At 40.7% G+C, this 15,645-nt stretch carries 11 protein-coding genes; 10 read left to right on the top strand and 1 reads right to left on the bottom strand.

Going from position 1 to position 15,645, the window contains the following annotated elements; all coding sequences use genetic code 11:
* Nucleotides 1-191: 191 nt before the first annotated feature.
* Nucleotides 192-2,546 carry an ATP-binding protein gene (locus DSL64_RS09690; RefSeq protein ID WP_115830542.1) on the top strand — a complete coding sequence of 785 codons (2,355 nt, stop codon included), beginning with the start codon at nucleotides 192-194 and terminating at the stop codon, nucleotides 2,544-2,546.
* 14 nt (nucleotides 2,547-2,560) lie between these two features.
* On the opposite strand, the gene DSL64_RS09685 is transcribed toward DSL64_RS09690, so the two are convergent.
* Nucleotides 2,561-3,475 carry a YjiK family protein gene (locus tag DSL64_RS09685; RefSeq protein ID WP_115830541.1) on the bottom strand — a complete coding sequence of 305 codons (915 nt, stop codon included), beginning with the start codon at nucleotides 3,473-3,475 and terminating at the stop codon, nucleotides 2,561-2,563.
* Between the two features lie 92 nt (nucleotides 3,476-3,567).
* On the opposite strand from DSL64_RS09685, the gene aspS reads away from it, so the two are divergent.
* From aspS to DSL64_RS09640, 9 genes are all read left to right on the top strand, one after another.
* Nucleotides 3,568-5,334 carry an aspartate--tRNA ligase gene (gene aspS, locus DSL64_RS09680; RefSeq protein ID WP_115830540.1) on the top strand — a complete coding sequence of 589 codons (1,767 nt, stop codon included), beginning with the start codon at nucleotides 3,568-3,570 and terminating at the stop codon, nucleotides 5,332-5,334.
* Between the two features lie 120 nt (nucleotides 5,335-5,454).
* Nucleotides 5,455-7,851 carry an SLBB domain-containing protein gene (locus tag DSL64_RS09675; protein ID WP_115830539.1) on the top strand — a complete coding sequence of 799 codons (2,397 nt, stop codon included), beginning with the start codon at nucleotides 5,455-5,457 and terminating at the stop codon, nucleotides 7,849-7,851.
* Between the two features lies 1 nt (nucleotide 7,852).
* Nucleotides 7,853-8,914 carry a GumC domain-containing protein gene (locus DSL64_RS09670; protein WP_115830538.1) on the top strand — a complete coding sequence of 354 codons (1,062 nt, stop codon included), beginning with the start codon at nucleotides 7,853-7,855 and terminating at the stop codon, nucleotides 8,912-8,914.
* Nucleotides 8,915-8,983: 69 nt separating this feature from the next.
* Entirely contained in the window at nucleotides 8,984-10,264 is a 1,281-nt protein-coding gene (locus tag DSL64_RS09665) for a nucleotide sugar dehydrogenase (protein WP_115830537.1), read from the top strand.
* 2 nt (nucleotides 10,265-10,266) lie between these two features.
* A complete protein-coding gene (locus DSL64_RS09660) occupies nucleotides 10,267-11,394 on the top strand; it encodes a DegT/DnrJ/EryC1/StrS family aminotransferase (RefSeq protein ID WP_115830536.1) in 1,128 nt (375 codons plus the stop codon).
* Nucleotide 11,395: 1 nt separating this feature from the next.
* Nucleotides 11,396-11,980, top strand: coding sequence for an acyltransferase (locus tag DSL64_RS09655; RefSeq protein WP_115830535.1), 585 nt, complete (start codon nucleotides 11,396-11,398; stop codon nucleotides 11,978-11,980).
* The gene (locus DSL64_RS09650; RefSeq protein ID WP_199539364.1) at nucleotides 11,980-12,999 is read left to right on the top strand and encodes a Gfo/Idh/MocA family protein; all 1,020 of its coding nucleotides are present in this window, start codon (nucleotides 11,980-11,982) and stop codon (nucleotides 12,997-12,999) included. The genes DSL64_RS09655 and DSL64_RS09650 overlap by 1 nt, the downstream gene beginning before the upstream one ends.
* A 22-nt stretch (nucleotides 13,000-13,021) precedes the next feature.
* Nucleotides 13,022-14,317: a lipopolysaccharide biosynthesis protein gene (locus DSL64_RS09645; RefSeq protein WP_115830534.1), complete on the top strand. Its 1,296-nt coding sequence runs from the start codon at nucleotides 13,022-13,024 to the stop codon at nucleotides 14,315-14,317.
* A 210-nt stretch (nucleotides 14,318-14,527) separates the two neighbouring features.
* Nucleotides 14,528-15,631 (top strand): glycosyltransferase family protein, encoded by a 1,104-nt coding sequence (locus tag DSL64_RS09640; protein ID WP_115830533.1) that lies wholly within the window; start codon nucleotides 14,528-14,530, stop codon nucleotides 15,629-15,631.
* Nucleotides 15,632-15,645 lie beyond the last annotated feature (14 nt).

Here is a 15,645-nt window from a genome sequence, read left to right as displayed (position 1 = left end):
TATATCTTTTCGTTAACTGTAACTAAGAAACACATTTACCGAAATATTATTCCGGCTTTCAAAATAAAAAAATTACCACCATCAGGATTTTAGAAAAACTTTGATTTATTTTATTAAGTTCTACTACTTCATCAACCAAGCATAGCATAATAACATACGTTGAGTAAAGCCTCAAACCCAATGGTCAGTTGATGAACCCCGGACTAAAATTCTTGCTGACATTTTTGTTAACTATAGCCGTATATGCTCAGTGTTTTTCTGAGCAAGAGGTTACTCATTCCCCGTTGCCCGATAAGGGCTCCGTCGATCTGCGCCAGACTGATTTCAATCATGAAGTTGTAACGCTCAACGGAAAATGGAAATTTTTCTGGAATACGCTTCTGCCGCCCGAAGCCCCTGAACCCTATTTCGAATACACTTCCTTTCCGGAACTCTGGCACAACCTGCTTTGGAAGCAAAGTGAAATTTCGTCACAGGGATATGCCACATACAAACTGACTATATTGTTACCCGACAAGCGGCCCAGGCTGTCACTGGAAGTACCCGAAATGTACTGTGCGTATACACTTTTTGTCAACGGCGAAAAAACAGTTTCAAACGGTTCGCCCGGCATAGACAAAGAAACTACTAAGCCTTATTGGTCAACGCAAGTGGTACCTCTTCACTCACATGAAGATACGCTGCATATCACGCTGCAGGTAGCTAACTTTCACCATCTCAAAGGAGGCATTTCAAAAGAAATCAGGATTGGCAGCCACAACATTCTGCAAAAGCAAAATCAGTTGGATCAGGCGTTTGACTATTTTCTCACAGGCTGCATCATTATGGGTGGCTTTTTCTTTCTGGGCCTGTACTTGTTTGGAAGTCATGATAAATCCATTCTCTATTTTGCCCTGTTCTGTATTTTCTACAGTTATAGGATCGTCGGAGCAGGTAAATATAGTTTACAAGCCATTTTACCAGATATCAGCTGGACCATTTCCATCCATCTGGAATACCTTTCGCTATTTCTGGCCGTTGCCATGTTTGCACTGTACACACGATATCTCTACCCGGAAGACGCGCCGCAAAAAATCTTATTAGGAATGGCTGGTATATGCTTTGCATTTGCATTGATCACGGCAATCTCTCCTCCTATTCTTTTCACCAGACTAATTGATCCCTTTATTTTTCTGGTACTCATCTATATTGCATTTGCCGTTGTCATCTATTGGCGGGCATATCGTAACAAAAGAACCGGAGCCCAATACGCACTGATCAGTTCAGCGGCCATCTTTATCATTATCATTTGCGTTATCTTGGAATACTACGGTATTGCTACGCCTTTTCCTTTTATACTTTTTACAGGTTACGTAACCTTTTTCTTCTGTCAATCTCTTATTCTTACGTTCAGGTTTGCCTTTACCTTAAAAAAAGCAAAAGAAGATGCGGAGCTCGGATTAAAAACCAAAGGCGAGTTTTTAAGCACCATGAGTCACGAAATCCGTACACCGCTCAATTCTGTGATCGGCATGACCCACCTGATGATCCGCGACAACCCGAGAGACGACCAGAAAGAACAACTTGATGTACTGCTTTTTTCAGCCAACAATCTTTTAAATATTGTTAACGATGTACTGGATTTCAGCACCATAGAGGCCGGAAAAATACGTTTCCTGATGGAACCTATTGATTTGAAAATCATCACAAGAAATATCATATCAGGCTATCAGGCCGCTGCTAATACTGATAAAATCAAGTTTATTCTGGAGCTCGACGAAGACTTACCTCAACAGGTACTGGGCGATAAAACCCGCACAGCCCAGATCATTGGTAATCTTGTCCACAATGCAATTAAATTTACCAATGAAGGTCATGTGAAACTCTCTGTTCAAAAGCTGAACAGAAGTGCCGATGAGATAACATTAAAGATAGCTATTGAGGATACCGGAATAGGTATAGCTCCTGAGAAACAAAAGATTATTTTTGACCGTTTCACACAAGCCGATTCTTCCTCATCCCGTGGATTCAGCGGCACTGGCTTAGGATTATCCATCAGTAAGAAAATTCTTGAATTACAGGGAATTAATCTGGAGCTGGAAAGCGAGCCTGGCAAAGGGTCTGTATTCAGTTTTGTTCAAAAATTCCAGATACTTGAAGATAAAAAAACGGAAGTATTACCTGAGCCTTCTTTAAAATCGCCGCTTGCAGGAATTAAAATTCTTGTTGTGGAGGATAATGCCATGAACATTTTAGTTCTGCGTAATTTCCTGACACGATGGGGAGCCTCTTTCGATATCGCCAAAAATGGCCAGGAGGCATTGAATTTGTTAACAAGTTCGCACAACATTGTGCTTATGGACATGCACATGCCGGTGATGGATGGTTATGAAGCCACCCGGACTTTGCGTTCCAGGGGCGAAACAGTACCTATTGTTGCCCTCACTGCAAGCCTGGCGCTTAATGCCGAGGAGCATATCATTAGTATTGGCATCAATGATATTGTTCTGAAACCTTTCGCCCCGGACCGACTTCTGGAGGTGATTTTAAAATACACCCGCTCCTGAAAGTCTACGTCTGACTACTTCCTTTTATAATAGTTCAGACTTACTCTTTCTGCATTCCCTTTCTCACTTAATGTGTAAAACCCATCTGATTTTCTGTCAAAGCAGATGCCTTCACCTTGCGGCTCCAATTCAACAATAAGTGTCCGGTTAGCACTTCTGCTTAATGTTTGCGCTACTGTCTCACCTTCTTTTCTTGTCCAGTAATAAACTGCCAGATAGGTTCGTATCACGATTTCGGAACCATCAATAGAAATGTCACCACTCGTTGCCGTCCCAACTCCCGGAATAACGCCCAATCTTTCCGAGACAGTTACGCCCGTCGTAGACTGTGGAAATGGCAATCTATATATACCTGTCTGCGCTTCTTTGGAAATAACAAAAATATCCTTCGTTACAGGATCAAGCAATAGTGTTTCGGCATCACGCGGTCCATCCGCATAGCTATACCTGATTTTATCCAGCCGGCTACCGTCAAATGATCCATTCATATCTGAAATTTCAGGAATTCTGTAAATGGTATTGGTGGCAGTCATCGGCGGATTATTGTTGCCAATATCTCCGACATACAAATAGTTAACACCATTATCTGGCCCCGGCCCGGCTGCAATATCTTCCCAATCGTGGTTGGCAGCACCCGGAATACCAAACTCCTTGATTGTTTTTCCATCCTGGCTTAGCAAATACACCGATGCCGGCTGACCTGAATCCTGATGCGTCCACAAGTATCCATCAAAACTGGCGCTGGCTGCAAGGCCCGAAGCTTCATCTATGATTCCAGGTTGAATAGGAACTTTCACCGCAGTTGTCTCAAACTGATCGGAACGACCATTAGCCGGCTTAGGATCAGGATCGCAGGAAACGATAAAACAAGCTGCAAACAAAATGCCTTTCAGTGGGTTGAGCAGCTGACCTGTTTTATTTATATTCATAAAAAACTCATCATGTTAGATTTGCTAAAAATACGTACTTTTGCACCATTTATTATCCGGCACTTTCAATTTATCAGTATTAAAATAATTATATGTTACGTACACATACCTGCGGCGAGTTAAGCTTAGAGCATGTAAATCAAGAGGTTGTATTAAGCGGATGGGTTCAACGCATCCGTGATAAAGGAGGGATGATCTGGTTGGATTTACGCGACCGTTATGGCTTGACACAGCTTCTTTTCGAAGAAGGAAAAACCGCTGCAAATGTGTTGGAAACCGCCCGTTCTCTTGGCAGAGAGTTTGTAATTTCTGCAAAAGGACAAGTGATTGAAAGGCTTTCCAAAAATGATAAAATTCCGACCGGCGCTATTGAAATCAGGGTTTCTGAAATATCAATACTGAATCCGGCAAAGCTGCCTCCGTTCCTGATTGAAGACGAAACGGACGGTGGAGATGATATCAGAATGAAGTATCGTTACCTGGATTTACGCCGTAATCCAGTCAGGGCTAATCTTCAGCTGCGCCATCAGGTAGCACGCCATACAAGAGCGTTTCTTGACGAACTTAATTTTATAGAGGTAGAAACACCGGTTCTGATCAAGTCTACACCTGAAGGTGCCCGCGACTTCGTAGTTCCTAGTCGTATGAACCCCGGAGAATTTTATGCACTGCCTCAATCTCCTCAAACATTCAAGCAACTTTTGATGGTAGCCGGCTTTGACCGTTATTATCAAATTGTAAAATGTTTCCGTGATGAAGATCTTCGTGCCGACCGTCAGCCTGAATTTACACAGATAGATTGCGAAATGTCTTTTGTTACTCAGGAAGATGTTCTAAACACATTTGAAGGCATGATTCGTCATCTTTTCAATAAAGTAAAAGGCATTGACCTTCCCGAAGTACCTCGTATGACCTATGCGGATGCGATGCGTTTCTACGGATCGGACAAACCGGATATTCGCTTTGAAATGAAGTTTACCGAATTGAAGGGAGAAGACGCAGATCTTACAAGTGGTAAAAGTTTCGGAGTATTTGATGACGCTGAATTGGTTGTAGGTGTTTGCGCACCTGGCTGTGCTTCATACACTCGCAAGCAAATGGATGAGCTGACTGACTGGGTAAAACGCCCGCAGATCGGCGCCAAGGGACTTGTATATGTCCGCTACAATGCTGACGGCACGATTAAGTCGTCGGTAGACAAATTTTACACAGAAGAAGAACTTAAAAAGTGGGTAGAGGCATTTGATGCAAAACCTGGCGATTTAATACTCATACTATCAGGAAATGCCGACAAGGCCAGAAAACAACTGAACGAACTTCGTTTGGAAATGGGATCTCGGCTTGGATTGCGTAACCCGGATGACTACCGCGTACTTTGGGTGCTCGACTTCCCTCTTTTAGAATATGGAGAAGAAGAAAACCGCTGGTTCGCTATGCACCACCCCTTCACAAGTCCAAAACCGGAGGATATTGGCTTACTGGATACCGATTTAGGTAAGGTAAGAGCGAATGCATATGATATGGTTATCAACGGTGTTGAAGTTGGTGGTGGTTCGGTAAGGATATTTGAAAAAGAGCTTCAGCAACAAATGTTCGGTATTCTTGGATTCTCTCCGGAAGAAGCTCAGGCTCAATTCGGATTCCTGATGAATGCCTTTGAATTTGGCGCCCCTCCTCATGCCGGAATTGCATTTGGTTTTGACCGTCTTTGTTCGTTATTTGGTGGCGTAGATTCCATCAGAGACTTCATCGCATTCCCAAAAAATAACTCAGGTCGTGACGTAATGATTGATTCTCCGTCAACAATTTCAGACGCGCAACTTACTGAGTTGTCGATTAACGTTAGACAACAAAATTGAAAATAAATTTGCAAGTCTGCTAAAATCAGTAGATTTGCTGACCATTGCCCTGCATCTTTCCCAAGATACAGGGCAATTAATAGATTTACTATCACTAAAAAGTAATTCGTAAAACACTACATGCATTATTCATCCTTACCTGGGGTTTTGTTTCTATTAATAGGATCTTTTGGTTTTTCTTATGGTCAGGACCCTGTCCCCGCTACGACACCTATCCTACCCCCAACACAAGAAACTCCTATACAGGGTACTGCACCAGCTCCGGTAAGTAATTCTCAGGCTCTTGAGTTCTACAACCAAGCCAAATCAGCAGGAATGTCTGATATGGATATTGAAAAAGCAGCATTACAACGCGGTTATACTTTGGATGATATTTCTGCTATGCGTAAGAGGCTGCAGCAAACATCAAAAGACAATACAAAAAAGGATACCAATCGTGATCAGATTGATGAGTCAAGATCGCAGAATGACGAAGATGAGTTAGATGACGAATCTAACAACGAAAAGGATTCGCTTTCTGTAAATCGTGTACGGCAACGAAGATTCAACAGAACATTTGGCTCATCGTTTTTCAGAGCTTCTACCACTTTCGAACCGAACCTGAGAATAGCTACACCCAGGAACTATATACTTGGACCTGATGATGAACTGGTTGTCGATATTTATGGCAACTCAGTTGATAACTTCAGACTAAAAATCAGCCCGGAAGGAACGGTAAAAATGTTGAACCTGGCACCTGTATACGTGAATGGATTAACAGTTGAACAAGCTACAGAACGTATTGTAAATCGTCTTCGCCAAGCCTATTCAACACTCAATCGTCCCGGTTCTGGCACCCACTCCACTATTACACTTGGTAACGTCAGAAGTATTCAAGTTATGATTACCGGAGAAGTAGTTCGCCCGGGCACTTATACAGTTTCCTCTCTTGCTACTGCTTTTAATGCATTGTATCGATCCGGCGGGCCAAATAGTAATGGTTCATACAGAAATATAGAAGTGGTACGTAACAATAAAGTTATACGAACAATTGACCTGTACCGCTTTCTAATAGATGCCGATCTAAGAGACAATATTACACTTCAGGATCAGGATATCATATTGATCCGTCCTTATGAGGTGAGAATTGAACTGGCTGGGGAATTAAAGAAAACCGGAATATTTGAAGCTCGGTCAGGTGAAACTCTTAAGGATATTGTAAAATACGCAGGCGGTTTCACACCAGAGGCTGTAACTTCACTTATATCCTATCAACGTAATACAGGAACAAATTTCATTATAGGAAGTATTGACTCCACACAAGTACATACATTCAAACCAAAAAATGGAGATATCATCACTGTACAACGTATTCTTGAAGTAATTGCCAATCAGGTTGAAATTCGTGGAGCTGTGACACGTCCTGGCGCGTATCCACTTGACGAAAAGATCAAAACCGTAAAGGATCTGATTGCGAGCGCACAAGGTATTGGTCAACGTGCATTCTTAAATAGAGCCATTCTGGAGCGATCCAGTGGTGATACGCAGACAGGTTTGATCGCTATTGATCTGCGAAAATTAATGAGTAGTGAAACTCCCGATATTGATCTTTTACCTGGAGATATCCTGACTATAAAATCGGTGGAAGATCTTAAAGAATTTACATTTCTGACTATTAACGGCGCTGTTATCAATCCTGGTGTATACTATTATTATAAAGATATAACCATTCCAGACCTGATTTTCCAGGCGGGTGGCTATACTGAAGGTGGTATTCCTTACAGAATCGAAGTGTCAAGAAGAGTAAAAAGTGATACAGCCGACCTGCCATCAAACCAAAATGTTCGGATTTTCACAGTAGATATTCCTGAAAATCTGAGAATGGATTCGGTTGCACAGAAATTTGTACTGTTCCCTTCGGACGTCATTTTTGTGCGCAAATCCCCAAGATATGAAAACCAGAAGACGGTCGGTATAGAAGGTGAGGTTATGTATCCTGGCAGATATACAATTAAAAATAATTTTGAACGTATATCTGATCTGTTACCGAAAGTTGGAGGCATAAAGCCAGAAGCTAACCTGATGAGTGCTCGCTTCTACCGCAATAATGAACAAATTGCTGTCAACATTTCAAAAATACTTCAAAATCCATCTCTTCCTTCTAACTTACTATTGCAAGATGGAGATAACCTTGTAGTACCACGAAAATCTGAGATAGTCAGAATTCAGGGAGGGGTATACAACCCATCACTTGTGAATTTTGATCCTAAATTTTCGTTTAGTGATTATATCTCACAAGCTGGGGGGTTTGCGGAACGTGTTAGAAAAAACCGTATCTACGTTTCTTATCCGAACGGAAGAACACACAGAACTAAACAGTTCTTGTTTTTCAAATCTTACCCCAAAGTTGAACCTGGCTCTGTAGTGACAGTACCGGTAAAAGAACCCAAAAATGAACAGCCGATGTCAAGGACGGAGAGAATCGCAATTATCTCTCTAATTGGCACATTAGCAATCACACTCATTCGAGTTCTGTAATATGATTACTAACCAGACCGAAATAAAAAATCAATCATTTGAAATTGGCCTAATGGATGTGGTCAACTTTTCAAGAAAATACTTTCTCAGGCTATTTTTTGTTTTTGCTGTTTTCACGATATCAGGTATTGCAATCAGCTTCCTACGCCCAAAAAGATATACTGCTCAAACAATATTATTGCCAGAGTATAAAATTGGTAAAACTAATTCTTTCTTTTCCATGGCGGTAGGAGCAAATGAAAATGGAGCGGAAAAATTGATACCTGATCTGTATCCCACCATTTTGAATAGCAGCCCGTTTGGCCAGTACCTTCTTAAGACTCCTATTGTAGATGAGGCAAACAACAACTACCCTAGTTTAGAAAAATATTTGGCTAGATCCTCTAATGGCAACTGGCTAAACCAGTTTTCTTTTTCTGAAAAACAACCTGTAGTGAAACCTGTTGTGAAACCACAAATTGTCGGGCTTAGTGTTCAAGCGTTAACGAATGAAGAAGAGCAAAACATCAAATCAGCCAAAAGTCTAATCAAAACTACGGTAGACACTGAAAATGGAATTATTAAGATCGAATGTGAGCTCGTAGATCCTGTTGTTGCAGCTATACTTGTAGAAGCTAGCAAAACATATCTTACCAATTATGTTGAAGAATATCGAACCTCAAAGACGGAATTACAGGAAGATTTCTTAGAGAAGAGAGTCAAAGAAGTTAAGAAAAGACAGGAAAATGCTGAATATGCCCTTCAAAGCTACAGGGATAGGAATAGGAACTCTTTTCTTAATGTGGCTCGCATAGAGGAACAAAGACTTCAGGCAGAGTACACATTAGCACAATCAATATATTCAGATTTGGCTTTCAAATTAGAGCAAAGCAAGATTAAAGTGAAGGAAGAGAGGCCGGTGTTTAAGGTGCTTGAACCCACACGTGTACCACTTGTCAAAAGTAGTCCCAACCGACCACTATTTGGATTGATCACAGGAGCTATAGGCGCTTTTCTTATGTTAATCTATATTATATTCTTTAAAGAAAGACTTCATTTAAAATTCTTTCAAATGATAAAATGAAGCAATACAGTTGTTAAAAATCACTTACACTATACATTTCCTTTTCAAGTTAGGGGGATCTAAAACAAAATGAGAAAAAATAAAATAGGGATCATTGGTTTAGGCTATGTCGGGCTACCGTTAGCAATTGAATTTGGAAAAAAGTATCCGGTCATAGGATTCGATATTAACAAGCAACGAATGCAGCAACTTTCTTGCGGATATGATAGTACAAAAGAGGCAGACTTAACTTCGTTAAATGAAGTTATTAATAAAAACAATCCGGATATAGGATTGTCGTTTTCTTCTGACACCACTGTTCTTGCCTCCTGCAACACTTTCATTGTAACAGTACCAACCCCAATTGATCAATTCAAAGCGCCTGATCTGGCTCCCTTACTCAAAGCATCTGAAATGATTGCGAATATCTTGAAAAAAGGAGATATTGTCATATATGAATCGACGGTTTATCCAGGTTGTACTGAAGAAGATTGTGTTCCTGTTTTAGAGAAATTTTCAGGATTAAAATTCAATGAAGACTTCTTTTGCGGCTATTCCCCTGAGCGTATTAATCCTGGTGACAAAGTAAATACTCTCACTAAAATTATGAAGGTGACTTCGGGTTCAACTCCTGAGATTGCAAATATCGTTGACAATCTCTACGCATCAATCATTACTGCTGGTACACACAAAGCACCAAATATTAAAGTAGCCGAAGCATCAAAGGCAATTGAAAATGCGCAACGTGATGTTAATATTTCATTTGTTAATGAGTTGTCTCTCATATTCGACCGTATAGGTATTGATACTACTGATGTAATTGAAGCTGCCGGAACCAAGTGGAATTTTCTCAAATATAAGCCAGGGCTTGTAGGAGGACATTGTATCGGAGTTGATCCATACTACCTTGCGCACAAAGCAGAATCATTAGGCTACCACCCCGCAGTGATACTCTCCGGTCGCCGTGTAAATGATAACATGGGAATGTTTGTTGCCAATAAGGTTATTAAACTTCTAATTAATAAAGGTCACAAAATTTTAGGTGCCAAAGCGCTTATTTTAGGTATGACTTTCAAAGAAAATTGTCCGGATATAAGAAATTCGCGTGTCATCGACATATATCAGGAATTAAAACAATTTGGACTACAGGTTGATGTTTATGATCCTCATGCCGACTTTGAGGAGGTCAGACACGAGTACGGAATTAAAATGATCAATAGCATCGAAGGCAAGTACGAGGCGATCATTTTAGCTGTATCTCATTCAGAATTTCTACATCTTGACCTGGACAACATTAAAAGTGATAAACAGGCTGTTATTTTCGACACAAAAGCATTTCTTGACCGCAGTATTATAGACGCACGCTTATAAATATGAACTTACAAATGGTTGACCTCAAAGGTCAGTATGAAAAACTTAAACCTGAAATCGATCAGGCGATTCAGCATGTTATTGATACTACTGCCTTTATCAATGGACCCCAGGTAAAGGAATTTTCAACTTCCCTGGCAAACTATCTGGGAGCAAAACATGTCATTACCTGCGCAAATGGCACAGATGCGTTACAAATAGCATTAATGGCACTTGGGCTTCAGCCAGGAGATGAAGTAATCGTACCCTGTTTTACTTACGTAGCTACCGTGGAAGTCATCGCACTTCTCAAATTAAAACCGGTAGTAACTGAGGTTGATCCTGATACTTTCAATATCACGGCGGAGATCATAGAAAAAGCCATTACACCCAAAACAAAAGCCATAGTTCCGGTTCACTTGTTTGGGCAGTCAGCTGATATGGAACCCATAATGGCTGTGGCTAAAAAACATAACTTATATGTAGTTGAAGACACGGCCCAGGCTATTGGAGCCGACTATACATTCAGCGATCAGGTTATAAAAAAGGCTGGAACTATCGGAGACATTGGCTGTACCTCTTTCTTCCCATCCAAAAATTTGGGATGTTATGGAGATGGAGGCGCGCTCTACACAGATAATGATGAACTGGCCACGCTCATCCGGAAAATTGCGAATCATGGCCAGGCTAAAAAATACCATCACGAAGTAATTGGCGTAAACTCAAGACTGGATACCATACAAGCGGCCATTCTATCCGTAAAAATAAAACAGCTGGATAATTATTGCAAAGCTCGCGGAGCAGCCGCTACGTATTACGACCGGCAGCTTTCCGAATTAAGTTGGCTTCAGACCCCCAAAAGACAAACGAATTCAACACATGTATTTCACCAGTATACGCTAAGATTGCACGACCCTGCCGACCGCGATGCATTAAAACAACATCTTGCCGATCGGGGCGTCCCGTCCATGGTATACTACCCTATTCCCTTGCATTTACAGGAAGCTTTCCGCACACCTGAGTACAACCAGGGAGATTTCCCAATTTCAGAATCGCTGTGTACGCAAGTACTTTCGTTACCTATCCATACGGAAATGAATCGGGAACAGCAGGACTTTATCATTTCCGCTGTAAAATCATTTAAAAAATAATATGGCAGAGCTGAATTATTTTGCACATGAAACCGCTATTGTTGATGCTCCGTGTACAATAGGTAATGGCACCAAAGTGTGGCACTTCTCTCACATCATGGCGAATTGTACCATAGGTGAGCGCTGTAACATCGGTCAGAATGTCGTTATATCTCCTGGCGTAATATTAGGGAGCAATGTCAAAATTCAGAACAACGTTTCTATTTACGAAGGAGTCACTTGTGACGATGATGTTTTCCTGGGGCCATCTATGGTATTTACCAATGTTACAAATCCCAGAAGTGCCATAAACCGCCGTGGACAATATGCCAAAACACACGTGGGTAAAGGAGCGTCTATTGGTGCAAACGCTACAATCGTCTGTGGTCACGACATTGGCGCTTACGCCTTCATAGGAGCAGGAGCAGTGGTCACAAAAACAGTTGCCCCCTACGCTCTTGTGGTGGGAAACCCCGCAAAAAGAATTGGTTGGATCAGCGAGTACGGGCATCGTCTTGATTTTGATAACCACGGAAACGCGACTTGCCCTGAAAGTGGGGAAAATTATATTTTACAAAATAACGAAGTAAAAAAATTACAGAAGTAATGCCTATACACGACCATAAAAGAAAATTTGCCGTAATCGGATGCGGACATATCGGGAAACGTCATGCAGAAATGATTGTAAGAAATGAGGAAGCCGAACTGGTTGCACTCATAGATGTAAAACCTCAGTCCGAACTGGGTATAGACCAATACAACGTACCATTCTTCCATTCCCTGGATGATTTTCTAACCTCGGGTATTGAAGCAGATGTAATAAATATTGCAAGCCCGAATGGTTTTCATGCAGAACATGCCATGAAGGCATTGGAAGCACGCAAACACATTGTCGTGGAAAAACCAATGGCATTGACCAAACAGGACGCTGAAAAAGTAATCTTTAAAGCGCTGCAGGTACACCGCCAGGTATTCGCAGTGATGCAGAACCGCTATTCCCCACCCTCGGTCTGGATTAAGGAACTAATAGAAAGTGGTGTGTTGGGCAAGATTTTTATGGTTCAGCTGAATTGCTACTGGAACAGAGACGAACGATATTATAAACCAGAAAGCTGGCATGGGAAAAAAGATTTGGACGGAGGGACTCTTTTTACGCAATTCTCTCATTTTATAGACATTATGTACTGGCTGTTTGGAGACGTGGAAAATATTCAGGGAAAATTCAATGACTTCAACCACCAGCATCTGACAGACTTTGAAGACAGCGGTTTCGTAAACTTTGATTTCGTCAATGGCGGAATGGGTGCTCTGAACTACTCTACCTCCATCTGGAATCAGAATCTGGAAAGCTCCATGACCATCATCGCGGAAAACGGAGCAGTGAAAATTGGCGGTCAGTATATGGACAAAATAGAAGTTTGTAATGTAAAGGGCTACCAAATGCCTGAGCTCGCTCCCACCAATCCTGGCAACGACTATGGTGCATACAAAGGATCGGCAGCCAATCACCATTATGTGATCGATAACGTTGTGGACGTGCTAAACGGCAGATCTGCTATTACCACAAATGCTTTGGAAGGATTAAAAGTGGTGGATATTATTGAACGGATTTATAGCTTCAAATAAGTGATCGACTAATTTATAATTTGTGAGAAATTCGATCACAAGAAAAACTACGTTGCTAAAAATAACAAACCCATTTTTAAAGAATGTACTAACGCTAGTATCAGGAACTGCGCTTGCGCAACTGATTACTGTGGGGGTATACCCCATATGCTCTCGGCTGTACTCACCGGAAGACTACGGCTTTATAGAGGTAATTGTATCTGTTACGGCTATTTTAACAAGTGTTGCTTGTCTCAAATATGAGCAAGGAATTGTATTGCCCGCCCAGGATGAAGAAGGATTCTCATTATTAAAAATGTCCATCCTGATTAACTTCTTTGTGAGCACACTCCTTCTCATATCTATTTGTTTCTTTTCTGGAACGTTCGCAATATGGCTTGGAAGAGCCGAATTAAAAAACTACCTGTTTGCAATACCTTTTCTCGTATTCTTTTCCGCTCTTTTTGTAACAGTTAGATTTTATGCGATAAGAAAATCAGAATTTAAACTTATTGCAAGAGTAAGTGTGGAAAAGGCGATTATTGGAGGCATAACGCAAATAGTCTTTGGATTAGCAAAACTAGGGTCGCTCGGACTGATCATTACCCAATTGACATCCGCAAGTTTGGTCAATGGCTCAATGTATAAACGTTTGACAGCTGGTAAGGGATTTTGGAATTTCGCAAATTGGCAGCAGGAGAAAGAGACTTACGTTGTGTTGGCAAAAAAATACATTGATTTTCCAAAATTTTCTGTTGCTGCTACATTGGCAAACTCGTTGGCACTTTACAGTACAAGTATTTTTGTCTTTAAATATTTTGATGCGGCCATTCTCGGTCAATATTCTTTTGCAAACAGATTATTGTCTATGCCATTGATCCTCATATCATCCGCTGTATCAGACGCATTCATACAGCGTGCAACAGAAGAAAAGCGATTAACGGGGAATGCCCAAGGAAGTTTCCTTCAGATCCTGAAACCACTAGTTCTTGTATCAATTCCCACATGTGTTGTTGCTTACTTTGTACTTCCAGATCTTTTTTCTTGGATATTGGGCAATAAGTGGTATGATGCTGGACGATATGCATCTATTTTAATATTTCTCTTTTCGGTCCGCTTTTTTTGTTCACCGTTATCATCTGCGCTTATCGTATTTGAAAAACAAAAGTGGTTACTTTTTGCGACTGGGATTCAAATGATGCTAACACTGTGCACTTTTTACACTACTTACAGATATACGTACAGCTTTGAATCTTTTCTTTATGTAACGGTCTTGTCTCAATCGCTATTTTATCTAGCCTACCTTTATCTAATTTGGAATGTAGTAAGGGGCAAATAACTACGAAAATTGTCGTCAAGAAAATTATTTAGATTTAATATGCAATTTTTACTAGACTATGTTCCCATTAACTAGATTCCAAGAGAGGTGTTTTAGAACACATAGTTCCGAATGGTGTCACACCCATCAGAGTTAAGATATTGATTAGGTATAGTACAGAAAATTGGTACGTTAGAGTGCTGTGCCAAAAACCGCAATTTCCATTCAATAATGAAGATCATATATATTACAGAAGTAAATCTGGATATTCCGTCAGGCGTTCTATTCAAAATGAATGCACAGATAGACGAGTGGAAGAAATGCGGACACGATGTATATGTCGTTTCGATACCTTGCCAAATTACAACTGGCGGCAAGGAATGCCTGACAAAGTCAGCCGCTGGCGCATTCATTTTCATTCATCCATTTGTTCGGACGACGAAAAATATAGCCTTATTCAACCTCGGAAACAAAATATTGAGTGCCGGGAGATATAAAAACTATATACAATCTATAAATCCGGACATCATCTACCTGAGAGAAATGATTGCTTATCCAGGTGTGGGCAGGCTATTAAATAAACACAAGGTCATAATTGAAAACAATACTTTGCTTTCCGAAGAAGTGAAAATGGGTAGTCGTAGTTTACTGAAGATGTACCAGCTTTTTCAACATCAGATTAATGACAACGTAGACGGCTTCATAGGAGTAACGAATGAAATATCAAGTCATTACAAGCATTTCAAAAAGCCTGTAACAACTATTACCAATGGTATTAAACTTGAACATACTAATACCACCATCACTCCTTCCAACGTCCGTGCTCAACTAATTTTGGTAGGCAGTCCTAACATGACATGGCATGGCATGGATAAATTTCAAAGAATGGCAGAATTAATTCCAGAAGCAGATTTTCATCTGGTAGGTGAGGATGTTCCAAACAATAATCTATCCAATTTCTTTAGTCACGGATATTTGGAAAAAGACGATTTGATGCAGCTATATACTAAAATAGATGTCGCAGTGGGGACACTGGCTCTGCATAGAAAGAAAATGTACGAAGCATGCCCATTAAAAGTAAGACAATACGCATCATTAGGCATACCATTAATTATTGCATACAACGACACAGACTTCTCCGGCCAAAACTTCGTCTTGCAATTACCTAACGCTGAAGACAATATATACAATCATGTTAGCGAAATAAAAGCATTTGTTAGAAATTGGAAGGGAAAACGTGTTTCATTAAGTGCGATAGAGCCGCTTATCTCTTCCACTGCAAAGGAAAACCAAAGACTCGCTTTTTTCACACACATTATTAATCAACGTAACTAGTTTTACGTCAGCAA

It is taken from the genome of Dyadobacter luteus (genome assembly GCF_003383615.1).
GTDB lineage: Bacteria > Bacteroidota > Bacteroidia > Cytophagales > Spirosomataceae > Dyadobacter > Dyadobacter luteus.
This window is presented reverse-complemented; position numbering and strand designations above follow the sequence as displayed.